Raw genomic sequence first — 25,262 nt, 5'->3', positions numbered from 1 at the left:
AACTTAAATCTGAACTAGTTCTGTAATGTCAGGTCGAGCGCTCCCGACAACTATCGGGACGAGACCTCCAGGGGGAAGGAAGTAAGGGTACGTGTTTAGATTTCTCACACTTCCTTCGGTCGGTTCGAAATGACAGCTGTTCTTAACCTGTCATTCTGAGCGTAGCGAAGAATCTCTTGTGTTTATTATCGCTCAGGTCAAAGGTTTGATACCAGTTGCAGTAATTTTTACTAAAATCTTACTCCTCCTCCTTCTATAAGAATATGGTTTTACCCGTTTTAACGGATTCATCCGCAGCCAATACAATTTTAAGACTGTTCACGGCGTCATTCAAGTGGTCAGTGAGGTCTCGGTCGTTCACAATAGCATCCAACAGGTATTCCTGTTCCAATAAACATAGCCCATCATGGTCGGGTTCGTCCGCTGTGCTAATGATTTCATCCTTTTTGGTGAAATTTCCGTCAGCATTGAGTTCGCTGTGATGCAATTTTAAACTACCTGTTTTGGTGTGGCCCTCAATATCTTCAGATGCACCTTTGTCCGTATCGCTGATGGAAACACAGCCCTTGGGACCAATTACGTCCTTAATGAAAAATGCGGTTTCGCTCATCATGGGTCCCCAACCTGCTTCGTACCAACCTACGGAACCATCTTCAAATCGAACTTGTAGCTGTCCATAATTGTACATATCGGAATCCACTTCATCCGATAAATGTGCGCCAATGGCAGAAACGCTGATAGGTTTGGAACGGGTCATGGAACACATCACATCCACATAATGTACGCCACAGTCCACAATGGGCGACATGGATTGCATCAACTGTTTGTGGGTGTACCATTGCTCCCCTGAGCTTTGCTGGTTCAGATTCATGCGCATTACCAAGGGTTTGCCCAATGTCTGAGCCATTTCGGTAAACTTGGCCCACGTAGGGTGCACTCGCAAAATATAGCCCACCACCATTTTGCGATTCTTCTTTTGGGAAAGATCAACCAGTTTTTGTGCTTCTTCCACGGTCAAAGCCAACGGTTTTTCTACGAAAACATGAGCATTGGCCTCAAGGGCCATTTTTACATAATTATAATGCGTGTCTGGGTATGTGTTTATGGAAACCACATCGGGTTGGGTTGTTTTCAATGCTTCGGCATAATCCGAAAAAGTGGGTGCTGCATCCAATTCTTTGGAAAGGCGTTCCCTACTTTTGGTGCCACGACTTACCAATCCCACTATTTCAAATCCATTCAACTGGTGATAGGCACGAGCGTGCGAAGTTCCCATATTACCACATCCTACGACCAAGGTTTTTAATTGTTTCATTGCCTAGTTAATTTAGCTTTAAAGATAAGGTTATCTGGTTTTTTTGAACGGATTTGGAAGGAGATATTCCCTTAAACCATCGATAATCTCAAACTACAACGTTGGATATGTTTTCTTATCATTAAACCTTTCTTAAAAGCTTTACTGGTCCGTTGGGTATGCCTAATTTTGCCAGATGCAAAAGTTAAATCAAAAACCCAACTTTGAGTTTGTGGCCATGATGGCCGCTTTGATGTCCATTGTAGCCTTGGCCATTGACGCCATCTTACCAGCAATTTCCAACATTGGGACTGCCATTAATAGCACGGACCCTACGGATAATCAATTGTTGGTAACCATGATTTTCTTGGGACTTGGCGTGGGGCAATTGTTCTTTGGGCCCATATCGGACAGTTTTGGACGAAAGCCGGTTGTGTACATCGGTTTTATCATCTTTTTACTGGCAAGTATCATCTGTTTGTATGCACCATCGTTGGAGATTATGGTAATTGGTAGAATTTTACAGGGAATCGGGCTCTCAGCACCTCGAACCATTTCCATATCCATTATTCGAGATACGTATGAGGGAGACTATATGGCCAAAGTAATGTCGTTCGTAGTTGCATTTTTTATTCTAGTGCCTGTTGTTGCTCCTGCCATAGGAAAATTGATTTTGGATGCTGCAGGTTGGCAAGCCATTTTTTATGTGCAGATGTTCTTTGTGTTGGTGGTGGCTGTATGGTTTTGGAAGCGACAAAAAGAAACACTTCATCCTGAATATAAAATCCCATTCACTAGACACGTTTTTGTTGATGGTGTTAAAGAGTTTGTGAAATATAGGGAGACGGTTGCCTTTACCTTGACATCGGGATTGGTAACCGGGGCATTTTTGGTTTACCTGAGTTCTGCCCAGCATATTTTTGAGGACCAATATGCCCTTAAAGAAATATTCCCGTACATTTTTGCAGGCCTTGCGGTTTCTATTGGACTTTCCACATTTTTGAATGGAACCTTGGTAATGCGTTTTGGTATGCGAAGGTTGTCCTTAATGGCAACCATTGTATTTTGCGTTGTAGCACTGACCTACTCCATTGTTTTTCTCAACACCCCTAACCCAAGCATTTATGTATTGGTCGGTTTTTTATCCGTTCAGTTTTTCTGCCTCGGATTTATGTGGGGTAACTTCCGTTCCATCGCCATGGAGCCCATTGGCCATATTGCAGGAATCGGAGCAGCTATTAATGGGTTTGTGTCCACATTACTTTCCATACCGATCGCAACCTTTATCGGTGAGTTTGTAAAAGATTCCGTTTGGCCGTTGTTTGCAGGTTTGGCGATTTGTGGACTGTGTGCTTTGACCATCTTCCTTTTGGTGAACAAACCCAAAAGAAAGCGTGTGGCCACGACTTAAATTGTTTCAGGAAAAAACACTTCGCCACTACACGAATCGGAAGTGGCGCCAGTAACTGATTTTAAAACGTTGGTTTTCCCCTCCAAGCGGAGTACGCCCATTAAAGCAAAAACGAGAGCTTCTTTATAGGCAATCAAGGTTTTGTTGGGTACTACAACCTCAACACTCTTCCCTAGTTTATCTTGAAGTGTATCCATAAAGAATTGATTGAGTGCGCCCCCTCCCGTAGCCAACAGCTTACTGTTGGATTTGCCATTGTCCCCATGCTTGAGGACCGCAAACGCAATCTGTTCACAATTATGATGGATAAAAGTGTGCAATAGATCCTCATTAGAGACTGTGGATGATTCAATTAAGGGGACGATATTGGAAGTGAACCATTCGTACCCCGTGGATTTGGGATAGGGCAGGCTATAATATTTAAGGTTGTTCAGTTTTCTTAGCAGCGCATGGTCCAATTTACCGGACCGGGCCAGTTTTCCATCTTCGTCATAGGCCAATCCCATTTTATGGGTAATGTAGTTAAGCGGCATATTCGCCAATCCGATGTCGTAAGCAATGCGTTCGCCACCTTTTTCAAAAGAAATATTGCTTATGCCTCCCAAATTCAAACAAAAATCGTATTCAGGGAACAGCAATTTATCGCCAATGGGCACCAAAGGAGCGCCTTGTCCCTTTAGGGACACATCTTTAGTTCTGAAATCGCAAACCACTTGTTTGCCAGACGTGTTTGCCAATAGCTGCCCATCGCCCAATTGAAACGTTACACCATCTTCTGGTCGGTGATGCGAAGTGTGTCCATGACTGGCAATAAAATCGACCTCTTTGCCCAATTCATCCATAAACAACTTGGATTGTTGTCCCAACCAAATCCCATAATCCTTGTGCAATTGCTCATGATCTTCCTTGGAAAGGTGAATGGCATTTTTAAGGTATTCCCGCATTTTATCGGTATAGTCAATTTCTGCGATATTTTTAATGGAGAAATTCCATTTTTCACCTTCTTCCCAAATGTGGCAATAGGCTATGTCCAATCCATCCAACGAAGTACCGGACATTAGTCCCAAGACTTTATAAATGCTCATATCTTGTTGATTTTTATAATCAAGGAAATCGGTTTCTCTTCATCGTTCAAGATTTCCCTGATGTTGAAATTGCTATTTTCAAGTTGATTGAGTTCATGGAGCCAATCTTCCATAGTTCGGGCATACCAAGAATGTCCGTCCGTGAAGTTGCCGGGTAATCCTTTCCAAGAATCGGACAACCATTGGCTTTTAAATTTTAAATCGTTTTGAATGAGGAAGTAGGGGTGTAAGGTTTGAATAAGGAGCACTCCATCCTTTGATAGTTGATTTAATGTGTTTGACAATAATTCTTTCAGTCCATCTTTAAGATACAGGCAAAAATTGAAGACAGCGGCATCAAACGGGGTATTTGGAATATTTTTTCCTTCAATAATGTCTTCAAAGGTGAATACTTCAAAAGGCTGATTACTGTTTTTCCGTGCTTCCTCAATTAAACTTGCAGTAGCGTCCAAACCAGTAGCTTCCCATCCCAAATTTGCCATTTCACGGGTCAACCAGCCTTCACCACACCCAATGTCAACAATTTTGTCACCGTCCAATTGCTTTATGGTTTCCAAAATAGCGAGATTCGTGAATTTTCTGGAAGGTATGCTATCATTTTGAATGACTTTTATCCATTCCGCAGCGTTTTTATCCCATGATGAAATAATTTCCTTGCTCATGGTCGAAAAGTTTTTAGTTTGATGGGAAGATTGCCCTTCGCTTCAATTTTACCAGAGAAATGTTCAAAAGCAACTTCTTGAAACTCTAGAAAATCTTGATAGACCAAGACCACATTGGTTGAAGGCTTTAATTTTAAAATATCCAGTACATACGGATTCCCAAAAAGATAAATTAAGATGTTTTTTTCTTCCACCAATTTATGGAGGATTGCCAATGTTTCATCATCAAAGCCAAATTGGTTTTTGGGTTTTACGGCAGGTGGGAATATGCTTAATACTACATTATCTGTAGTTGAAACGGATGGAGCCTCTAAATCAATTACTTTGGACCCAAAATGTGATGAAATCTGCTCTGAAAAGCTGTTTTTTTTGCCCAAACTCACCGAAATATTGAGAAAATCGGAAGATTTAAACTTCTTGACCGTTGATGGATTCCCGTATAACTCTGTGATGCTGTGCTCGGCAATTTCACGGTTCAGTTTGGAGTGCAAACCATGATCAAATTCCTCTGATCGCATCTCTTCAGAAAAGACTTTGCGTTTGAGTTTCCAGACTCTCTCAAAACTATCTTGAATTCGTTCTTTTGAGGCAGTGGTCAAAATTTCATCAATCCCTTCTTCCACATGTTCACTAAAACAGAGTACATCAATTCCAGCTTCGAAGGCAACACTTTCCAATTTCCCCTTCTGCGGAAACTTTTTGGAAACGGCATGCATATTCAAAGCATCAGAAATTACAACTCCGTCAAAACCCAACTGTTTTCGGAGCAGTCCAGAAATAATTTTTGATGAGGTTGTGGATGGATTTTCTGCATCCAACTGGGGTAGGAGCAAATGGCCTACCATAACGGAATCTACTCCTGCTTTAATCAGTTTTTGAAAAGGAAATAGCTCGTTTTCCATGAGTTCATCCATGGATTTATCGATAACGGGCAACCCCAAATGGGAATCCGTTGCCGTATCGCCGTGCCCTGGAAAATGCTTGATGGAGTTTAGGGTTCCACTCTTGGCCATTCCTGTTAGGAATGCTTCTGCTTTATGGAATACACTATTTCTATCATCCCCAAAAGAACGATAACCGATTACGGGATTTTCAGGATTGTTGTTGATATCGACCACCGGGGCCAAATTCCATTGTATTCCAGCTTGTTTGCAATCATTTCCAATAGCTTCGCCCACTTTATAAATCAAATCGTTGTTGTTGGTCAAAGCTCCCAATGTAATGGCATACGGGTATTGTGGGGTATTTTCTATACGCATGGCGAGTCCCCATTCAGCATCAATAGCAACAAGTAAAGGTGTGCTGGCAGCTTCTTGATATCGCGCAATAAGTTCCAACAAACGGTCATAGCTTTTTTCGTTGTGGACTATTTTTTTCTTCCCTTCAAAATTGGTGGCCGCACTGGCCCTGCTGTGGAAAAAACAGATGGAACCTACGTGCTGTTCTTTGATGAGTTTCTCCATTTTCTGGACTTCCTCTTCCGTGTCGTTGATAAAAACAGCAGGCATAAACAATTGCCCTACTTTCTGTTTTAGGGTCAGTGTTTCTTTTGGAAGCGTGTATGTTCGATGGATATCAGTCATTGGATTCAACCGTTTTTTTACCGTAATCAGCCGGGTATTTTAAATAATGAAGCACCAAAAATGCGGGTAAAGCGGCAATCACTACCCAAATAAAGAAACCATCGTAGCCCAACCATTCTTGTATGTATCCGCTCAGCATACCGGGCAGCATCATGCCCAAGGCCATAAAGCCTGTGGCAATGGCATAGTGCGATGTTTTGGAAGCACCTTCGGCCACATAAATAAGGTACATCATAAACGCAGCAAAGCCGAAACCATACCCGAATTGTTCAAGAACCACAGTACCGACCACTGCATATATGCTGGTGGTTTGTGTTACGGCCAAAATTGCGTAAAGTGCATTGGGCAGGTTTAGTGCAAGCAACATAGGCAGCATCCATTTTTTAAGACCGTCCCTGGAAATCAATATTCCCCCAAGAATTCCTCCGAGCGATAGCATAATGACTCCCACGGTACCATAAATGGTGCCCACGGCTTCGGTGGAGTAGGCCAATCCACCAACTTGTAACTCATCCAGTAAAAACGGGGATGCCATTTTAACCAATTGTGATTCTCCTAAACGATACGTTAACACAAACAAAAGGGCGACTCCGATTTGATGTTTCTTGAAAAAGGTGGCAAATACTTCAATGAATCCTGCTGGTTTTTCCTTGGGTTCTGAGCTTGCATCTTCGAATTTTGGAGCCGTAAAAAAGTTCGATACCGTTAGGGCAAGCATTAATACCGCGGCACTGATCATGGTTACGGACCATGCTTTGGTATTGTCTCCGTACTGATTCTCCAAAAAGCCTGCGAAAATGACCAAAAGCCCTTGTCCCGTTACCATGGCCAACCGGTAGAAGGTACTGCGAAGGCCAATAAAAAAGGATTGCTTTTTCTGGGTGAGGCCAATCATATAATACCCATCCGAGGCAATATCATTGGTTGCAGAGGCGAAGGCGGCCATCCAAAAGAACGCTAAGGTGATTATAAAAAAGGAGTTTGACGGTAAAAAAAGGCCAATACCTAAAAACGCAAGAGAAACCACCAGTTGCATTCCCAAAAACCATTTTCGTTTGGTGCCGTTAAGGTCAACAATGGGACTCCACAGAGGTTTGATGACCCAAGGGAGGTATAGCCAACTTGTGTACAAACCTATTTCCGCATTGCCAATGCCCAAACGCTTGTACATAATCACGGAAACTGTTACCACCAAAATGTAGGGAATCCCTTGGGTGAAATATAAAAAGGGAATCCACAGCCATGCGTTTTTATCTTTCGGAGCTACATTCATTGGTGGTGGTTTTATATAGAATTGGTCTTTTATTTGTTGAAATATCGGGAAGTTCAGGCTAATTCGGTAACATCACTTCAGTTAACGGTTAAGTTTTTATGTCGTTTTAACGATGGCACATAAAAGAAAAAAGGCCCACTTATGCACTAAATGTAGGCCTTTTCAAGATTAATTAAACAACTAACAACTTAAAATGAAATGGTGTTTTTTTTTAGAAATGGTATCGTACAAAGCCTTCCATGGCTTCGTACTCTGCCATTCCAAGTGCATTATATCTATTTGCGGTATCTTTGTTTCTTTGTTCGGCACGTTGCCAGAATTCTCTTTCGTCGTTCCCTGGGAACATGGCACTATCCTTTTGGGATTGGTGTTTGAATATGGCGTTGATTTTTCTGTCCATATCTTTTGGTCCGATCGGTACGGCCATTTCCATATCTGCAATGTCCCATTCCTGCCATGCACCTCTATACAACCAAACGTAGCAGTTTCTTATCCAATCCGAGCCTTCGTCCACCAAGCGTTCAATAGCTTTAAAGATTACATCCAAACAAACTCTGTGTGTACCATGTGGGTCGGAAAGGTCTCCTGCGGCAAAGATTTGATGCGGTTTTAGCTTGTTCAGCAAATCATAGGTGATTTGAACATCTTCATCCGAAAGAGGTTTCTTCCTAACGGCACCTGTTTCATAGAATGGCAGGTTCTGAAAATGCGCATTTTCCTCCTTCACACCACAATAGCGACAAGCGGCCAAGGCTTCCCCTTTTCTAATCAATCCTTTAAAATGCTGTACTTCGGGACTGTCCAATTCTCCCGGTTTTTTGTTGGCCAGAAACTCACGCACCTCTTTAAACCTCTTTTTGAGCTCCTTGTTGTCTTTTTGAACATCGGTGGCAAAATCAAGGAATCGTATTACTTCATCATCAAAAACTGCAATATTACCCGAAGTTTGATACGCTACGTGCACATTGTGTCCTTGGTCCACCAATCGCAATAAAGTGCCTCCCATTGAAATCACGTCATCATCGGGGTGAGGACTAAAAATCAATGAGGTCTTAGGGTGGGGTTGTGCTCTTTCCGGTCTTTGACTGTCATCAGCATTGGGTTTGCCACCTGGCCAGCCGGTAATTGTGCGTTGCAATTGGTTAAATACCGATAGATTGATTTGCTCTGCGGAGCCTACCTCGGCAATCAGGCTACCCATACCATATTCATTATAATCTTCGTTGGTCAATTTTAAAATGGCCTTGTCCAGTTTTTCTGAAAGCCAAATTGATGCGGTTTTGATGAGTTTGTCGTCCCAATCGCACTCGGTTACCAACCAAGGTGTTTTTATTCTTGTTAAATAGGAGGATGCTGCTCCGTCAAGAACAAAATCACAGTTTTTATGATGCTGTAAGAAAGTTGCAGGAACGGATTCCTTTATTTCGCCCTCAACGGCTTGTTGAACAATGGGTGCTTTTCCTTCGCCCCATGCCATGATTATGATTCTTTTGGCATCCATAATGGTGCCGACACCCATTGTAACTGCTCTTCTTGGCACATTTTCCTCGCCGAAGAAATCACTTGCGGCATCAAGGCGCGTAACACGGTCCAAACGAACCAATCGGGTTTTACTGTTAAGGGAGGAACCAGGTTCGTTGAAACCGATATGCCCTGTTCTACCAATACCCAGAATCTGAATATCAATACCTCCGACATTTTTTATTTTCTCCTCATAATCCAAGCAATACTTTCTGATTTCTTCCTTGGGCAAACTCCCGTCTGGAATGTGAACATTGTGAGGTTCGATATCAATATGGTCAAACAAGTGTTCGTTCATGAAGCGAACATAGCTATGGATGGAGTCTGGGTCCATCGGGAAATATTCGTCCAAATTGAAAGTGACCACATTTTTGAAGCTAAGTCTACCTTCTTTATAAAACTGAACCAAGTAATCGTACACCTTGGTCGGCGTAGAACCTGTTGCCAACCCAAGAACTGCCTTTTTGCCTTCGTCTTGCCTTTGTTTGATCAGACTTGCAATTTCATTGGCAACATACCATGATGCGCTTTGAGCGTCTTGGTAAATATGGGTGTCGATTTTTTCGAACTTCACCATTTCGGTGTCCAAGGCCTCTTTTTTTAATAGATTATCGGCTAATTCTTGCATTATTTATCCATGTTTAGATGTTAAACGGGACAAATATACGTTAAAATTGCTGTTTTTTGCAATAAATTTGCAGTTTTATGCTTTTTTAAAGAAAAGCTAACATTGCAATCAAACCAGAAGGCGTTATTTTGAATTGTTTTCTACTTTTGAAATCTTAGGAAAAGGATAGTATATGCTTAAAGAAGAACGACAACATTCCATACTTAATGAAGTAGAGTTGCACAACAGAGTGTTGCTTACGGATTTGGCCGAGAAACTTGATGTTTCAATAGATACCGTGCGGCGAGACGTTAAAGAACTTGATGCGGATAACCTATTGGTCAAAGTTCACGGGGGTGCGGTTTCTTTGGGCTTTGCCAATCACAGCCCTCAACAAAGCAATGTTTATGCCCAAGACAAGAAAATAGCGATCGCCAAAAAAGCGGTGGGCCTCCTTAAAAATAACAGTGTTGTTCTAATTGATGGGGGTACAACTTGTCTGGAGTTGGCACGGTTATTACCTGTAAATCTAAAGCTTACCTGTTTCACCTTGAGCCTTCCCGTAGCCATGGAATTGCTTCGCAAACCAAATGTAGAAACGATATTTATTGGAGGTACACTTTCAAAGGGGTCGCAAATAGCCATGGGCTCCAGTACCATCAATGCATTGTCACAGATTAAAGTGGATTATAGTTTTATAGGAACAGGCTATGTTGACACCAAATTTGGATTAACAGAGTTTGATTGGGATGTGGTACAGACCAAAAAGGCCGTTATCAATGCTTCCAAGAAAGCAGTACTTTTATGTATTTCGGAGAAGCTGAATTCCCAGCATCGCTTTAAAACTTGCGATTTAAACGTAATCAACACCATGATAACGGAATTGGAGCCTTGGGACTCAAAACTTGATGCATTTAAGAATTTGAACATACAAATATTATAATATAGTGGTACAAAAGCACATTAAGATTACTGAGGAACCATCCCATTATGATGGGTTGGATGAAATGGAGACTTTGGATATTGTGACCCATATCAACAATGAGGACAAGAAAGTGGCGGAAGCTGTCGAGCAGGTATTGCCTCAGGTCTCTAAAGTGGTTGATGAGATGGCCAAGCGTTTTGACAAGGGAGGAAGATTGTTTTACATAGGTGCAGGAACCAGTGGTAGACTTGGTATATTGGATGCTTCGGAAATACCCCCCACATTTGGAATGCCTCATGATAAAGTAATTGGGCTTATTGCGGGTGGAGATCAGGCGATTCGCAAGGCGGTAGAGAATGCCGAAGATGATACGAAGCAAGCTTGGAAAGACCTTCAAGAATATGACATCAATCCTAATGATGTTTTGGTGGGCATTGCTGCTTCGGGTACCACTCCCTACGTATTGGGAGGTGTTATGGATGCAAAGGCCAATGGCATCCTAACGGTTGGTATTACCAACAACCCGGGTTCACCGTTGGCACAATCAACCAATATTCCCATTGAAGTGAACGTAGGACCCGAATTTTTAACAGGGAGTACCCGAATGAAAAGTGGAACCAGTCAAAAATTGGTACTTAACATGATTTCCACGGCTTTGATGATTCGTGTGGGCAGGGTAAAAGGAAACAAGATGGTGCACATGCAACTGAGCAATACCAAATTGGTGGATAGGGGCACACGCTATATCATGGAAGAACTTGGATTGGACTATGATGAAGCGGAAAAAGCACTCAAAAAATATGGTTCGGTAAAAATGGCCATAGATGCTTTGAAATAAGTGAGAACTATATTATTTCGGCTCTAAGCGGTAAATACCTTTCCCTTCAATACTTACATAGATAAAACCATCGGGTGCTTGACGTACATTGCGAACACGACCCATGCCATCCAGCAACTTTTCTCGATAGACCGCTTGGTTTTCTTTTAGTTCCAGTCGTTCCAAATATTGAAAAGCCAAGGAGCCGACCAATAAGTTGCCTTGCCATTTGGGATACTTATCGGAAGTAACGAACGTCATTCCCGACGGAGCAATGGACGGTGTCCACTGATAAAGTGGCTGTTCCATACCAGGTCTTGAGGTTTCATCAGTGATTTCGGTACCACTATAATTAATGCCGTAGGTGATTACGGGCCACCCATAGTTCTTTCCTTTTTGGATGACATTGATTTCATCACCGCCCCTTGGACCATGTTCGTGTTCCCAAAGCACTCCAGTTTTAGGGTGAAGAGCCAAGCCTTGAGGATTTCTATGCCCATAGCTATAAATGGCTTTTTTTGCTCCTATTTCATCAATAAATGGATTGTCCTTGGGTATTCTGCCATCATCGTGCAAACGGTATATTTTACCACCATCGCGGGTGATATCTTGCGGATTTACATCCCTGTTTCCCCTGTCACCAATGGAAAAGAACAGGTATCCGTCTCTATCAAACTCTATTCTTGAGCCAAAATGTTGTCCGCGTGTTGAGTTTGGCGATGCTTTGTAGAGCTTTTCAATGTTTACGAGTTTATTGTTGGATAATTTAGCGCGAATAATCGCCGTATTTCCTCCTTTGCCTTCGCCTTCTGTGGAGGCATAAGAGAAATAAATCCAACCATTAGTGTTAAAGTTAGGATGCAATTCAATGTCCATTAACCCACCTTGACCTCTATTATAAATTTCAGGGGCATTGCCTACTTCAATGGTTTTTCCAGATTTGTGGAGAAGTAGCTTTCCTGATTTTTCGGATACCAAAATACTATTGTCGGGCAAAAATACCATGCCCCAAGGATTTTGGACTCCACCTACCACAAGCTTAGGTGTAAAATCAATGGTTGTTGGAAGTTGTATGCCCATATCGGATTTTTGGGCACAAGATGTACTGAGCAATAGAATAAAAAAATACGGAAATAAGAGGCTTTTTTGCATGATTTTACTAGTCAGTTTTATTGAAGATAAAAAGAATTTTTGTAAGAACAGAATCTATGATTTAGATTATTGAAGTTCCAAATCTGAGTATTCTCTATGTGGTTTTGGTAAAAAAGTAATTTTAGGATTGAAGTATCACTAAAATTTATATTTTTGCATTCCCTTTTCGGGATGTGGCGCAGTCTGGTAGCGTACACGCATGGGGTGCGTGTGGTCGCTGGTTCGAATCCAGTCATCCCGACTTAACCTTTTCAAGTAAAATCAAAACACTGTTAATCTTATGATTTTCAGTGTTTTGTGTTTTTAGGCATATCGTTTGAATTCATTTAAAACCATCTAAAATCATATCAAGCGTGTTCCCATCGGGAGCAAACACTTACAGTTCTTATTGTAACTTTAAATGACTTTTAGAACCATTTTTCTTGTGTTTTGACTTTCACAGTATTCACACTCTAAAAGGTTACAACATGCAGAAAAACAATCGTTTAACAATCAATTTCTTTACTAGAAAGCACAAGGTGCAATCCGAGAACCGGATTGTCTATTGTAGGATCACCATCGATGGTGATCGCACCGATTTTAGCATAAATCGGGAGATAAAAGCCAATTTATGGGACAATAACCGTAAAAGGGGCAAGGGTTTTTCCAGTTATGTGATTTCCCTTAACAAGTACCTGGACCAAATTTATACAGGACTACATGAGGCCCATAGATTGATGATGGCAGAAGAAAAAGTAATCACTCCACTATCTATCAAAGCAAGGTTTTTTGGGGAAGATGAAGGCGGAAAAACATTAAAACAATTGATTGCCTACCATAATGGAACCATGCACACTTCTTTACGTCCGGGAACCAGAAAGAATTACCACATCACAGAAAGATGCGTGGGCCTATTTTTAAAAGAAGAATATGGGGTTGAGGACATCAAGCTCAAAAAACTGAATTATCGTTTTATATCCGACTTTGAACAGTACCTAAGAAAGTACAGACCATCTACACGAACCAAATGCACCAACAATGGGGCCATGAAACATATGGAACGGCTAAAGAAAATGTCGAGGTTGGCCGTTCGGTTGGATTGGATAACAAAAGACCCTTTTGAAAACTATAAACTGCGTTTTGAGAAAACCGAACGGGAATATTTGACAAAACGGGAATTGAGGTTGATTGAAGAAACCACGTTCACAAAGGAGGGGGTTGAGAAATGCAAGGATGTGTTTCTTTTCTCATGCTATACTGGCCTATCCTATATCGATGTGAAGGTATTGACCCCAGACCACCTACTTAAAGGGATAGATGGCAATGAATGGCTGTTCACCAAAAGGATAAAGACGGACGAAAAACTTAAAATCCCGTTACTTCCACAGGCAAAGGAAATCATCAAGAAATATGAAGATTCAGCCGAAAGGAGAATAGCAAAAGTCCTATTGCCTGTTTATAGCAATCAAAAGGTCAATTATTACTTAAAGGAAATCTGCAAAGCCTGTAAGATTTACAAGAAAGTGACATTCCATACTGCAAGGCACACTTTTGCAACAACGGTAACCTTGTCCAATGGAGTCCCGATAGAAACCGTCTCAAAGATGCTCGGCCATACCAAATTGTCCACTACCCAGATCTATGCAAGGGTATTGGAACACAAGATAGGGGAGGACATGCAAAATCTAATTGAACATATGCAGACTAGCCGATCAGCCGAAGGATGATAAGGTAGTATTCATTAGGTCCCGCTTGCGGGACGTAGGGAATAGCAAGAGGGTGATGCGCAGATTGCGCCATCACGGTTGTTTTCGGGTCTTCAACAAGTTGAAAACCAGTCAATTGAAGTGGACTTAGAATACTGTACAAAATATGTGGCTACAGTAGACTTTTCCGAAATCTACAGTAAACCCTTTGGGAAGCCCTGTAAACACTGGAAATTTTTGACGAAAAAATTGACGCAATTTCACTAAAAAACAAAATAGCACCTATGGAAAAGCAATCAACAAACGGCAGAACAAAGAGAGGGACAGGTGGTTATTCCAATATCACGGTAAAGAAGGAAACGGCCACACGCTTTCGCAATTACTCCAAAAGGTTCAACAAATCGCATAGTGAGGTGTTGGATGGAATGGTACAATACTTCAAGGAGAATCAACTTGACCCTTTTGGGGAGGGAACAAAGATCATTCTTGACAGTATCAAAAAACTGGAGCGTCAGATGATGAAAAAATTCGATAGAATCATCGCCATTATCAAGAACATGGAAAAGACCAGTATCCGGCCCACCTATGAAATGATGTTGATTCTTTACGAGGCCTATGTAAAGGATGGGAAGAGACCGAGACAGGAACCTGTCCAAATTCAGGAAGAGCGAATGGATTTTTTGGAGCCAAGAAACACCGTTCCTAAAGTGGATCATGAGAGAATACTCCGTGAATTTGAAAGCTATAAAAAGCGTTGCAATGAAATGCTCCACAACGTTGAAAAGATAGAACCCATGATGGGAAAGCCCTATTTAAAAATTAATATGGACATCGGGGAGTTTGAAAAATTAAAGTACCATTTAAGATAACGGCTATGTACCTTACCATCTCGGCACAGAAAATGGGCAGTACCTACAATTCCAGTGTGGGGAACTATGTGGACTATCTGGAAAAGGAAAACGAGGACAGGTTACCGGAACAGAGGGAAGAATTCTTTGACCAAGAAAACGACAGCGTAAGCCCTCAAACCGTCATCGATGAAATAGATGCCAATACTGCCAAATTAAGGCAGAAAGACCCGAAATTCTATTCCATAGTGGTCAGTCCCAATAAAAAGGAATTGCAGGCCATAGGAAATGACCCAAACATGCTCAGGGAATATACAAGGAAGCTTATGGAGGACTATGCCAAGAGTTTCCATCGCAACCAAGAGGTCAAGGCCGAGAACTTGAAATATTACGCCAAGATCGAACATGAACGTACCTATCGGGGCCTTGACAAACAGGTTCAGGAGAATGCGCCCTACCGAGGGGAAATAGCAAGGCTAAGGAACGAGATACGAAAAGTGGAAAGGGGCGAATCCATTGGGAATGTCAAAGAGCTTGAAAAAAGGATCAAAGAGCATGAAAGATTGGCACCTCATAAGCAGAACGGACAGCTTGTGGCTGCTGGGATGCAGAAAGAGGGGCCACAGACCCATATCCATATCATAGTGAGCAGGAGGGATGTAACGAACACCTATACGCTTTCCCCGATGGCCAAGCACAAGGCATCCGAAGTGGAACTGAATGGAAAGATGGTCAAGAGGGGATTTGATAGGGACAGTTTTTACCAAGCAGCAGAAAAAACCTATGACAGGACAACAGGGTTCAAGAGGAACTATGTGGAATCCTATGTTGGGAGAAAGGCCCATGCTAAAGAACCGGGTAAGTTCTTTGCGAAGGTCATGGGACTACCCACTAAGGAAAAGGACATAGCCTTTAAACTACTTAAAACGATGGGTGTCAAGGCTCCCAATATACCGACCAATAAAGTACAGATTGCAGCCAAGATCATCAAGGCCCTTGGAAAGGGTATTGATAAGGCTAGGGGTACAGGCGAGGATATGGGTTACTGAAATTCAAGAAGTAGGTTGCGCCCTACCGGGTTTTTGCTTTACGCTTATCTATCTGAACGCTACAAAAACCCGATAGGATCCATGCGCAAAAGTTGGGGGTAAGATTTGGGGTTCTTCTTATTCTACTTTAAACGGGCAAGTTTAACTACAGCCGGCTGAATAGTTTTGTTATTGGCATTAGTTTTTGTTTACAGTCACAATTATTTCTGATATCCTCTTCATCATTGCATCATCAACATAATTTCTAAAATCATCACATTTTGAAGGCTCAAAGTTGCCCTTCAATGAAATCCATCTATTCATAAATGATTTACTTTCTATTCTATCTATGTCAAACATTGATATACACTTATCGCAAATTATCCATGGGGTTGGTGATGACGATATTTCCTTAAAATATTCAATCCGCCTATCTAATCCATCTTTGTCTAAGCCAAGTTCGTTTCTTTGAAAAGCAAACCCCCAATAGTAAGCTGACTGTATTACTTCAAATGTTCGTAATAAATAGCCATCAGGTTCTTCCATAGAGGATAGACAACAATCGCACAAATATTTCATATGATTGTCAATTTCAAATGGTGCAATATTGCTATCTAAATCCAAGGCCACACTTTTTCCTGCATCAGATTTCCAAAACTCTTGTGGTTTGTTGCTAATTTCTGTTACTATTTTTTCTTGTTCCTTTATAGAAATTTCACTTAACGCTAACTGATATATTTTTTCAGCTCTATCCAGAAAGAAAAGGAAAAATTTTCCATTGTCTATGTATTGAACAAATGGAAATCGGCTCTTTTTAAATAAAACTTGAGTTCCTCTAAAATTATTGGTTTCACCCTTTAGTTTAGTGAATAATAGAAACCTGGCAAATTTTGCAAAAACAAATGTTTCACCATCTATTTCGGCTATATTTGTGTCAACTGCCCTATTAAAATATCTATGCACGAATTCATTTGGCTGTGCTTGCTTTCCCCATTTATTTCCAAGGAATAACATGTGGATATCGTTAAACTTAAGAGGTTTGTTTTTATCTAAATAAGATTTCCAGTCGTAGAAAACATCTTCATAGTAATTCTCCGCATTAATTTTGCTGATCAAAAGTCGTCTCCATAGAATTGAAATGATGAAGTTGCCGAGATTTTCATCATAATTTAGAAACCTTTGGTCGTTGTTTAAATGCTGAAAAAAGATATTGTTGGCAAACCATTTTTCATAAGAACTAAACTTTTGTTCACAATCAAAACAGAACAAATAGTTTTTCTCTCCATCTTGTATTCTCCTATTTGGATTCAACGGAGAACGGAAATATTTTCCACCAGTATTTTTCATCCAACGAAATACAAACTTTGGGATTATATGACTTTTTGCTAGGTCTGTGTTTTTATCGCATAGATGACAAGTTCCTTGCTTCATTTCTGATTTTAACTCAATCAAGTTATGGCTTCAAAAGTCTGACTGAATCAACATATTGAGGACCAATCTTAAGAAAATTTATACTGTGGATACTTTCCTAAGAAAGTGTCAATTAATTGAAAATTAAGTAAGTATTAAATTATAAGGGGGATTTTTAAAATTCAATGAATAATAAAACACCTCAATATCAAATAAAAATGAGGAGATCTTATTTCCTTTTGAATCACTTATTTTTTCTTCAATAGCTCTTCCAAATAAGAAACCTTGTCCTTTTCAGCTTGAACAAGTCGCTCATACAGCTCAACTACTTTATCAATCGGATTAAAAGTGGGTTGATGTAAAATTGCATTTAATGCCGATTGGTCATGAAAAGAATTTGAAATAATATTTAAAACAGATTCCTCGGAAAAATTCTCGATACCTTCTTTCGTAACTCCCAATGCTTTTGCGATTTCTTCAAGTTTCTTATCCTCCAAGGTTTCACTTTTTTCCAAAGAAGAAACACTCTGTTGGCTTATCCCCAGTTCCTCCGCAAGCGTTTCTTGCTTCATTCCCCGGAGTTCCCTGATTCGGGCAATCTTTCTTCCTATATGATTGGTTTTTGTGTCTGTCGTCATAACTTAAAGATATCGATAAATTTCTTTCGCTTTCCCCTTTTTGGTAAAATACAGGCTCATACTGGTAATTTACAATCGGTAATGGTGGGTTACACCTTTCAACACGACTAATTTAAGCGAAAATTTCAGCTTGGAAAAATTCCAAACTAAAGAATAAGGCTTCATCAACACCAAGGAGTGCAAAAGAACAAACACATGGAAAACCACCATACCCTAGAAGAATGCTATAAAGGCCTCAAAAAGGGTTGTTCCAACTCTTTTACGGAAATCCATACCAAATACAATAGACAGATTTTCTGGTTGGGAAAGAGCTTTCTAGATGATGGTTTTGTTGTGGAAACATTGGTACAAGATGTATTCTTGAAGTTGTGGGTACATAGAGATACATTGGAATCACCGAAACATATTTATTTTTTCTTGCGGTTTGTCATGAAAAGGGAGTGTATTTCATACTATACACGCCCTAAGAACAGGTTTTTCAGGAAAGTCCACTCGTTGGAGAGTTTTGAGAATTACCAAGACTATATGGTCGGGTATGACCCTGCTGAAGACAATAACAATGTTAAACTACAGGAAGGGGAACAAGAGAAGTTCGAAAGTATCAAAAGCGTCCTGCCGTTATTGGATGACAGCAAAAGACACGTAATCAACCTGTGTTTGAAATATGGTTTTCAGTACAAGGCCATTTCCAAAGCAATGGGAAAAGGCATCAATGAAACCTGTAGAGAGATCAAGGAAGCTATTGAAGATATTAAAACCATCCTTCATCAAGGAAATAAGCTCGATTTCGGTGATAACAATACAGATGAGATAAAGTTTACTGGCGAGATGACAGAAGAGCAGACAAAGGTGCTTAAAATGCGTTGTGAACTAAGATATTCCTTTTCCGAAATAGCGGATGAACTTAACATCTCTCAAAAGGAGGTGCATCAGGAATTCATGATAGCCTATAGGCTAATGGAAGCAAAACATCAATTGCAATCAGCCTAACATGGAAAAGACAACACTAAAACTCACTCGAAAGATCCAACTTCTGATTGACCTTTCTACTAAAGAAGAGAAAAAAGAGGCTTTGGATAAACTGTACCAGTGGCAGAATAGGTGCTTTAGGGCAGCCAACCTAATAGTAACCCATCTTTATGTTCAGGAAATGATAAGGGAATTCTTTTATCTCTCAGAGGGGAAAAAATATAAACTGGCGGATGAAAAGAAAGATGAACAAGGAATCCTTAATCGTTCCAGAATCAACACCACCTATCGAGTGGTATCAGACCGGTTTAAAGGCGAAATCCCCACAAACATATTGTCCAATTTGAACCAGGCCTTGATTTCATCTTTCAAGAAAAACAGACCAGAGTATTGGAATGGTGAACGCTCCTTGAAAAATTTCAGAAGAGATATGGCCTTCCCTTTTGACTTGGAGGGTATGAGTGGATTACACTACAACGAAGAAAAAAAGGCTTTCTGCTTTCGTTTATTTCGGATTCCCTTTAAAACCTATTTGGGAAAGGATTTTACGGATAAACGGACATTGTTGGAGCGGGTAGTGGAGGGCAAGACTAAGCTGTGCACGTCACACATAAAACTAAAAGAGGGCAAGATTTTCTTGTTGGCAGTATTCGAAATTGAAAAAGAAAACCACGACCTAAGACCTGAGATTATTGCAGAGGCTTCACTTTCCCTTGAATATCCCATTGTTGTAAAGGTTGGCAAAGCAAGGCTTACCATTGGCACAAAGGAAGAATTTTTATACAGAAGACTGGCAATCCAGTCGGCACACAGACGGGCAAAGATCGGGGCAACCTATTCCAAATCGGGTAAAGGCATCAAAAGAAAACTAAAGGCAGTTGACAGACTTGGTCAAACGGAACGTAAATATGTCCATCATCGTCTGCATGTCTATAGCCGGAGGTTGATTGATTTTTGTGTTAAACATAGAGCAGGAACCCTCATACTTTTGAATCAGGAGGAAAAAACTGAGATTGCTAAAGAAGAGGGATTTGTATTAAGAAATTGGAGCTATTGTGATTTGATGACCAAAATAGAATACAAAGCTAAGAAAGCTGGTCTTGAATTGATTATTGATTGAATAGAATGGTCGAGGGTGCTTGTACACCCGTAAGGTGAGGTCAAGACACTCACTAAATGCAGACTGCATGTACAACGCGTGGGCTCTCTTATTATTTGTAATCTTTAGTTTAAGCTTTTAAATTACTACCTTTTATACTGATAGTACGCTGGCTTTTTTCCGTTCAGTTTGTCATTCAGCGTTGGCAAAGACATACTCTTTTGCAATTTTTGGCTTGTGTGTTGGCTGTAGCGAATTGCAAATGTGTATGGCTTTATGCGTTGGAATCCAATTTACTTTCAAGACCAGAGATATTGTTCACGTGCTTTATAATATTTTTTCTGATTTCTCTACACAGGTTTTCATCAAAGTAGACTTCTTCACCTTTTACTTTAAAGTATTCTTTACCATCTTCGTTTTTCATTAATTCAGCGTGCGCAAATTGGTTTCGTATTAGGATTATTTCCTTCGAGTAATCTTCCGAAAAATTTTCTTTCTTAAGAATCTTTAAAATTTCTCCTAAGGCGAATATTTTTTGAGAAGAATTGAATAAAATATTATCTCTAAATATGTCCTTGGATTTTCTTGCCTTAGCCTTGTTGTACTTTTCTTCAGCATTGGCAAAAATATTATCAAATATATTTTCAATAACTGGCTTGATTTCATCTGAAAGTTTAGGGTTTTTTAATTGTGCTTTCACAATATTGTCCATTTTTAAATCTAGTGAACTAGTTTCTTGCATTATCATACCACGCATAGTAACGATATTTTGAAACTTAGAAATAGTAAGATTAATCAAGTCCATAATAGATGCTCCAAGTTCTCTGTAAGCACTAGCCTCATCCATCTGATGAAATGTAATTCTGCTACTATTGACTAAGTTTGTTGCAGAAAGTTCACTATTCGCAGAATAAAAAAATATTTCGGTCATAATATGTTTGACATCACGCACAAAATCAATAACCTGTGAACCGTGACTTTCATTTAAATTCAGGTCAGTTATTATTAGGTCAAATGTCTCACTTGCTTCATATTTTTCTTTGAATTCATCAAAGTCTTCAGCTGTTTCAAATTGAACATTGAAAAATTCATTTACTAAATGTTCATTTATTGTTTGTCTGAGAGCAAGGAAAGGTTTGGTATCTATTTTATCCTCTACCCATATAATTTTGTAATCTAATTTCATAGTGGAAATATTATATGGAATTCCGTTCCTTTTTTGCTTGGAACGTATTCTATTTCTGAATTATATTTTTCTAAGATGCTTTCAACGTGATAAAGACCAATACCAGAGCCATCAGTGTTGCTATATCTAAACTCAAATATTTTATCGACTATATCTTTCGGAATACCGTTTCCATTGTCTTTAAATGAAAGAACTAAATTTGATTTGTTCTTGGTCCATCCTAATAATATTTCAGTTGATTTCGCTTTCCTACTATTAGAAAATAAATTATCAAGCACTACAGTAATTTCAAAGGGACGAAACTTCATTACTTTTTTCAAGTTCGTCTCTTTAATTGAAATTTTAATTGGTCTTTTACTATGAATAAAAGAATCTGCTGGTTGATAAATATTGATTACATAATCATTAATAAAAGAAACCAAATCTTTAGTTATTTTCTCTGCCTGAGTATTGAATCCAGCCATTGTCACAAAACGTGAAGCACTTACAATTCTCTGAACTTCTAAACTTATATCCTTGATGTCCTCAATTAATTCCTCTTTTGGCTTATCGCTGTTTATTGAATCAACTAATGAATCTAAACTCCAGGTGATATTTCCAGCGGTATGTATAATTTGATGCTGTAATGCCAACAAATCTTTTTTCTCTCTACCCTCAACTGATTTGTCAAAAAGTTTTTCTGCAATTTCTCTGTCCAGTTCAGTTTTTAACTCTTCATTTTCTATATACTTTTGAAGAGCTTCCTCTTCTGCTTCTTCCTTTCTCGATTTTAGGTCAGAAAGTTTCTTTTCAACATTCTTAATGGTTTTTTTTACCTCTTCTTTATCAAAATCATCAGAATCAATTTTCTCCGATAATTTCTTTAAAGTTCCTTGAGCAGATTTTTCACTTTTCGAATCTAAAATGCGAAGAATGTTAGGTGAAACCTCAAATTTCGTGACTGACTTTGAGTTTGAAATGGACGAGATGAGTTGACTTAGATTTTCATTTACATCAAAAATTCTTTCATTTTTTGTCCCTTCATTTTTTATAAATGATTCGTTGATATTGATATAATCGTCATCTGACAAAAAATTTCCCCAATCGGTAATGTCAATCGTATACTTTTCTAGTTTTTTTAAAGTTTCGTAAAATTGTTTCTCTAAGTTGAAGTAGGCAGAGGTTTTAATAAAGCCATCACCTCTACTAGAAGTTTCTTTCAAATTATCGTTAGTTCCTTGTATAGAGATATAGCCAATTACTTCACGAGTTCCAAGGTTTCTGGCGTAACCTTGGCTTTTCCTTACATCCATTTTAAATGGGTCTTCGCCACGTTCTCCATAAGGATACACTCTAAGGCCATTTTTGTAAACGAAAATGTGACCATACTCAACAGGTTGGACACCCATTCTTCTTGTGAAAGTGGATTTTGCTGATTGGTTTAAGAAGTATATTGAATAATGAATATCACTGAAGTCAGAATATGGGTTTTCTTCCTCAATTTTGTAGACCAATTCTCCCCCTTCATAAAGAGTAGTGGTTATAAAACCCTTTTTAATATCTGACTCAATATAACTGGTCTTTAATTGTAAGGTCTCGAAAATCGGATTTCTAATTTCTCCGTTTACGATGTTAAAATAATCAACTTCAGATTCATCAAGTTTCCCTTTTTCTACAAGGTCTTTGTTTTTTTTAATTTGTTTACTGTCATTTCCTTGTTCTTCTTCTATGGACAAGAAAATCTTAAACGAATCATCATCTTTTATAGTAGACGGATTTATTAAACGTGCTAATGAATCTTTTAGTGATTGGAATTTATCTCTATTCCATTCACTGTGCAAATTTGAGATTTCAAGAACAGTTCCTTGTGTTAGATTATATGAGCTTTTTTTTAATGTTTCGTGAAGTACACTTACGTTTACAAATTCATTATTACTGTCTTCCTCGAACTTGTTCCAATCTGTAACTAAAGCTTCTATTTTTGCATTTTCCTCATCCTTTAACGTTTCTAGATAAAGCTCACTCCCTAGTCTGTCACATGAAAATCTACCAATGCCTTTTGCACCAGCATAAGCTCTTTTTACTTTGATTTTATCTCTATAGTTTTTATAACTCTCTTCCTCATCTCCCTCTTTTTTTGAAGAACGCGCCACAAATAGCCACTTGTCAAGCAAATCTTGATAACTCATGCCTTTGCCATTATCCTTGATAATTATTTTTCCATTATCAGAATAAATATTTTCGAAGATCACTTCAACTCTTGTTGCGTGGGCATCATATGAGTTTTTAACTAGCTCAAAAACTGCAATAAAATCATCTGTAATTAAGTCTCGACCAATTATGTTTTTTAATGCAGAACTTATTTTAAATTGTAGTGGTTTCTGCATAATTAAATCAAGTTATTTAGTGTGATTCCAGCTTGTTCACCAAATAAAGGTGGAATTGCATTTCCTATTTGTGAATATCTTGGAACTTCTTGAGTTCTTCTTTTTCCACCAGTTGTATATTTTCCTTTGAACTCATACCAATCATTAAAAGATTGAATTCTAGCATACTCACGAACGGTAAAAATTCTTGGTTCACAGTAATGAATGTAGTCATCTGGTAATGTGGTAATTGTCGGTGTAGGCAATTCCCCTGACAACGGAATAATTGTTCTTTTTTTAAGATTAAATTTTTCCTTTATTTCGTTAGAAAGTGTTTTATTCTTTTTAGCAAAATCTAGAATGAATTGAAACTTCTCGACAGTCTTAGAATTGTGTTTTGCAAAACGATGACTATCTGGAATTATGTTTTTAATATTACCTTTTAGCAACTTTTGATAGTTAGAATTAGGCATATTGTAAAGTCCAGTTTTAAAAGATTTTGTGTCTGGTGAAATAGTCTCTTCAATCCTAAGTAGGTCAGAAATAGCATCTTCTAAACTATTTGTTAAGCCAATTCCTTTATTAGCAAGAAATTCCTTTTTATTCTTTTTTATCTGTTCGAAAAAAAGCTTTGGATTTATGGTGTCAGAAACATCTTTCCTAATCCCAACTAAAATGAATCGAGTTCTTTTTTGTGGCACACCAAATTCAGAAAAATCAATGAGCTTTCCATAAACATTATAGCCAGTTGCATTAAGTCTTTTTGAACCTCTTTTTAAAGCATTTTGTACATACTCAGAATAGACTCTGCCTTTAACTTTATTCTTGTCAAATTTTTGAGTAAAGCCTTTTACGTTTTCAAAAAATATAACTTTAGGTTGAACTAACCGAATGAATTTAATGTAAGATTCTATCAGTCTGTTTCTAGTGTCATTCTCAATTCTTCTTCCTGCAGTTGAAAATCCTTGGCAAGGTGGTCCACCAGCAACCATATCAACAGTTCCACGTAGAGATTTCAGTTCTTCAGGATATTCCTTGATGACTTCATTAATGTCTAGGTTAGATTGAGGTAACCAATTAGGCCATTCAAAATGAGAATTGTTTTCAATTAAATTGTGTTCCAAAGTTTTAAAAGCATCTGGACTTTTTTCAACAGCGAATTTACCTTTCCAATGGCCAGAATTGAATAATCCAAGTGAGAGTCCGCCACATCCTGCAAATAAATCTATATATGTTTTTTTCGAACTCATTCTAGTCATTAGTATTTTTTGTAGAGCATAATAAGTCTCTGATATCTATGTCAAGTGCATTGGCAATCTTTAAAAGGTTTTCTAGTGATGGCTGTCTAGCATTAGTACACCATTGTGAAATAGTAGATTCATCTTTTCCGATTTGTTCAGCCAACCACTTATTCTTTCTTCTTGTCTCAGCTAGAGCAACTTTTATCCTGTTGATTTCCACTTTCGCCAATTTCTTTGTGTTTTACGCAAATATATTAACTTATTTGGAATATTATTTACTTTGTGTTAGTATTCTCGTGTGGATTTCTTAAGCCGAAGTAAAAAGGTCAACTTCATCTGAATGCGCTCCAACGTGTTGGTAAATGTTATATTACTTGTTTAAGTGTCTAATTTAGGAAATACAAACTGAAAAGGAAATTAGCGAGAGTTTTCGTGAGCTGGATAGAGCTACAAGCCCTTATCGTCCATGGGGGTGTTCGCTGC

The 25,262-nt window shown here is 39.0% G+C and carries 21 protein-coding genes and 1 tRNA gene; 9 read left to right on the top strand and 13 right to left on the bottom strand.

The window, feature by feature from the left end; translation table 11 throughout:
• Positions 1 to 253 precede the first annotated feature (253 nt).
• A complete protein-coding gene (locus MURRU_RS01205; RefSeq protein WP_014031582.1) occupies positions 254 to 1,315 on the bottom strand; it encodes a Gfo/Idh/MocA family protein in 1,062 nt (353 codons plus the stop codon).
• Positions 1,316 to 1,490: 175 nt separating this feature from the next.
• Here MURRU_RS01205 and MURRU_RS01200 point away from each other — a divergent pair, with 175 nt between their 5' ends.
• Positions 1,491 to 2,705, top strand: coding sequence for a multidrug effflux MFS transporter (locus MURRU_RS01200; protein WP_014031581.1), 1,215 nt, complete (start codon positions 1,491 to 1,493; stop codon positions 2,703 to 2,705).
• Here the strand turns inward: MURRU_RS01200 and MURRU_RS01195 are convergent.
• The 5 genes from MURRU_RS01195 to nagB form a co-directional block, all read right to left on the bottom strand.
• Positions 2,702 to 3,790 (bottom strand): anhydro-N-acetylmuramic acid kinase, encoded by a 1,089-nt coding sequence (locus MURRU_RS01195; protein ID WP_014031580.1) that lies wholly within the window; start codon positions 3,788 to 3,790, stop codon positions 2,702 to 2,704. The genes MURRU_RS01200 and MURRU_RS01195 overlap by 4 nt on opposite strands.
• Positions 3,787 to 4,452, bottom strand: coding sequence for a class I SAM-dependent methyltransferase (locus MURRU_RS01190; protein WP_014031579.1), 666 nt, complete (start codon positions 4,450 to 4,452; stop codon positions 3,787 to 3,789). The genes MURRU_RS01195 and MURRU_RS01190 overlap by 4 nt, the downstream gene beginning before the upstream one ends.
• The gene (locus tag MURRU_RS01185; protein ID WP_014031578.1) at positions 4,449 to 6,035 is read right to left on the bottom strand and encodes a glycoside hydrolase family 3 protein; all 1,587 of its coding nucleotides are present in this window, start codon (positions 6,033 to 6,035) and stop codon (positions 4,449 to 4,451) included. The genes MURRU_RS01190 and MURRU_RS01185 overlap by 4 nt, the downstream gene beginning before the upstream one ends.
• A complete protein-coding gene (locus MURRU_RS01180; protein WP_014031577.1) occupies positions 6,028 to 7,308 on the bottom strand; it encodes an MFS transporter in 1,281 nt (426 codons plus the stop codon). Before MURRU_RS01180 ends, MURRU_RS01185 begins: the two co-directional genes overlap by 8 nt.
• Before the next feature lie 211 nt (positions 7,309 to 7,519).
• Positions 7,520 to 9,457: a glucosamine-6-phosphate deaminase gene (gene nagB / locus MURRU_RS01175; RefSeq protein ID WP_014031576.1), complete on the bottom strand. Its 1,938-nt coding sequence runs from the start codon at positions 9,455 to 9,457 to the stop codon at positions 7,520 to 7,522.
• Positions 9,458 to 9,629: 172 nt separating this feature from the next.
• Between nagB and MURRU_RS01170 the strand changes: the two genes are divergently transcribed.
• Together MURRU_RS01170 and murQ are read left to right on the top strand one after the other, a co-directional pair.
• Positions 9,630 to 10,379 carry a DeoR/GlpR family DNA-binding transcription regulator gene (locus MURRU_RS01170; RefSeq protein ID WP_014031575.1) on the top strand — a complete coding sequence of 250 codons (750 nt, stop codon included), beginning with the start codon at positions 9,630 to 9,632 and terminating at the stop codon, positions 10,377 to 10,379.
• Between the two features lie 4 nt (positions 10,380 to 10,383).
• Positions 10,384 to 11,199 (top strand): N-acetylmuramic acid 6-phosphate etherase, encoded by an 816-nt coding sequence (gene murQ / locus MURRU_RS01165; protein ID WP_014031574.1) that lies wholly within the window; start codon positions 10,384 to 10,386, stop codon positions 11,197 to 11,199.
• A gap of 12 nt (positions 11,200 to 11,211) precedes the next feature.
• On the opposite strand, the gene MURRU_RS01160 is transcribed toward murQ, so the two are convergent.
• A complete protein-coding gene (locus MURRU_RS01160; RefSeq protein ID WP_014031573.1) occupies positions 11,212 to 12,330 on the bottom strand; it encodes a PQQ-dependent sugar dehydrogenase in 1,119 nt (372 codons plus the stop codon).
• A 167-nt stretch (positions 12,331 to 12,497) separates the two neighbouring features.
• Between MURRU_RS01160 and MURRU_RS01155 the strand changes: the two genes are divergently transcribed.
• The 4 genes from MURRU_RS01155 (at position 12,498) to mobB (ending at position 15,912) form a co-directional block, all read left to right on the top strand.
• Positions 12,498 to 12,571: transfer RNA gene (locus MURRU_RS01155), tRNA-Pro, on the top strand.
• 226 nt (positions 12,572 to 12,797) lie between these two features.
• Positions 12,798 to 14,036, top strand: coding sequence for a site-specific integrase (locus tag MURRU_RS01150; RefSeq protein WP_014031572.1), 1,239 nt, complete (start codon positions 12,798 to 12,800; stop codon positions 14,034 to 14,036).
• A 263-nt stretch (positions 14,037 to 14,299) separates the two neighbouring features.
• A complete protein-coding gene (locus tag MURRU_RS01145; RefSeq protein WP_014031571.1) occupies positions 14,300 to 14,884 on the top strand; it encodes a BfmA/BtgA family mobilization protein in 585 nt (194 codons plus the stop codon).
• 5 nt (positions 14,885 to 14,889) lie between these two features.
• Positions 14,890 to 15,912: a MobB family relaxase gene (mobB, locus tag MURRU_RS01140; RefSeq protein WP_014031570.1), complete on the top strand. Its 1,023-nt coding sequence runs from the start codon at positions 14,890 to 14,892 to the stop codon at positions 15,910 to 15,912.
• A gap of 177 nt (positions 15,913 to 16,089) precedes the next feature.
• On the opposite strand, the gene MURRU_RS17265 is transcribed toward mobB, so the two are convergent.
• Positions 16,090 to 17,322, bottom strand: coding sequence for a hypothetical protein (locus MURRU_RS17265; RefSeq protein ID WP_014031569.1), 1,233 nt, complete (start codon positions 17,320 to 17,322; stop codon positions 16,090 to 16,092).
• Positions 17,323 to 17,549: 227 nt separating this feature from the next.
• Positions 17,550 to 17,939 (bottom strand): helix-turn-helix domain-containing protein, encoded by a 390-nt coding sequence (locus tag MURRU_RS01130; RefSeq protein ID WP_014031568.1) that lies wholly within the window; start codon positions 17,937 to 17,939, stop codon positions 17,550 to 17,552.
• Between the two features lie 195 nt (positions 17,940 to 18,134).
• On the opposite strand from MURRU_RS01130, the gene MURRU_RS01125 reads away from it, so the two are divergent.
• Positions 18,135 to 18,929 (top strand): sigma-70 family RNA polymerase sigma factor, encoded by a 795-nt coding sequence (locus MURRU_RS01125; RefSeq protein ID WP_014031567.1) that lies wholly within the window; start codon positions 18,135 to 18,137, stop codon positions 18,927 to 18,929.
• Position 18,930: 1 nt separating this feature from the next.
• The gene (locus MURRU_RS01120; protein WP_014031566.1) at positions 18,931 to 20,028 is read left to right on the top strand and encodes a hypothetical protein; all 1,098 of its coding nucleotides are present in this window, start codon (positions 18,931 to 18,933) and stop codon (positions 20,026 to 20,028) included.
• 253 nt (positions 20,029 to 20,281) lie between these two features.
• On the opposite strand, the gene MURRU_RS01115 is transcribed toward MURRU_RS01120, so the two are convergent.
• The 4 genes from MURRU_RS01115 to MURRU_RS01100 are packed head-to-tail and all read right to left on the bottom strand — an operon-like array spanning position 20,282 to position 24,999.
• Complete coding sequence (locus MURRU_RS01115; RefSeq protein WP_014031565.1) at positions 20,282 to 21,193, bottom strand: response regulator; 912 nt, start codon at positions 21,191 to 21,193, stop codon at positions 20,282 to 20,284.
• Positions 21,190 to 23,559, bottom strand: a complete 2,370-nt coding sequence (locus MURRU_RS01110; RefSeq protein WP_014031564.1) for an ATP-binding protein — start codon at positions 23,557 to 23,559, stop codon at positions 21,190 to 21,192. The genes MURRU_RS01115 and MURRU_RS01110 overlap by 4 nt, the downstream gene beginning before the upstream one ends.
• A gap of 2 nt (positions 23,560 to 23,561) precedes the next feature.
• The gene (locus MURRU_RS01105) at positions 23,562 to 24,797 is read right to left on the bottom strand and encodes a DNA cytosine methyltransferase (protein ID WP_014031563.1); all 1,236 of its coding nucleotides are present in this window, start codon (positions 24,795 to 24,797) and stop codon (positions 23,562 to 23,564) included.
• Positions 24,790 to 24,999: a helix-turn-helix transcriptional regulator gene (locus MURRU_RS01100; protein ID WP_313777689.1), complete on the bottom strand. Its 210-nt coding sequence runs from the start codon at positions 24,997 to 24,999 to the stop codon at positions 24,790 to 24,792. The genes MURRU_RS01105 and MURRU_RS01100 overlap by 8 nt, the downstream gene beginning before the upstream one ends.
• Positions 25,000 to 25,262: the final 263 nt, after the last annotated feature.

The organism is Allomuricauda ruestringensis DSM 13258, from assembly GCF_000224085.1.
Lineage (GTDB): Bacteria > Bacteroidota > Bacteroidia > Flavobacteriales > Flavobacteriaceae > Flagellimonas > Flagellimonas ruestringensis.
Note: the sequence above shows the minus strand (reverse complement) of the source record. Positions and strands in the feature narration are given on the sequence as shown.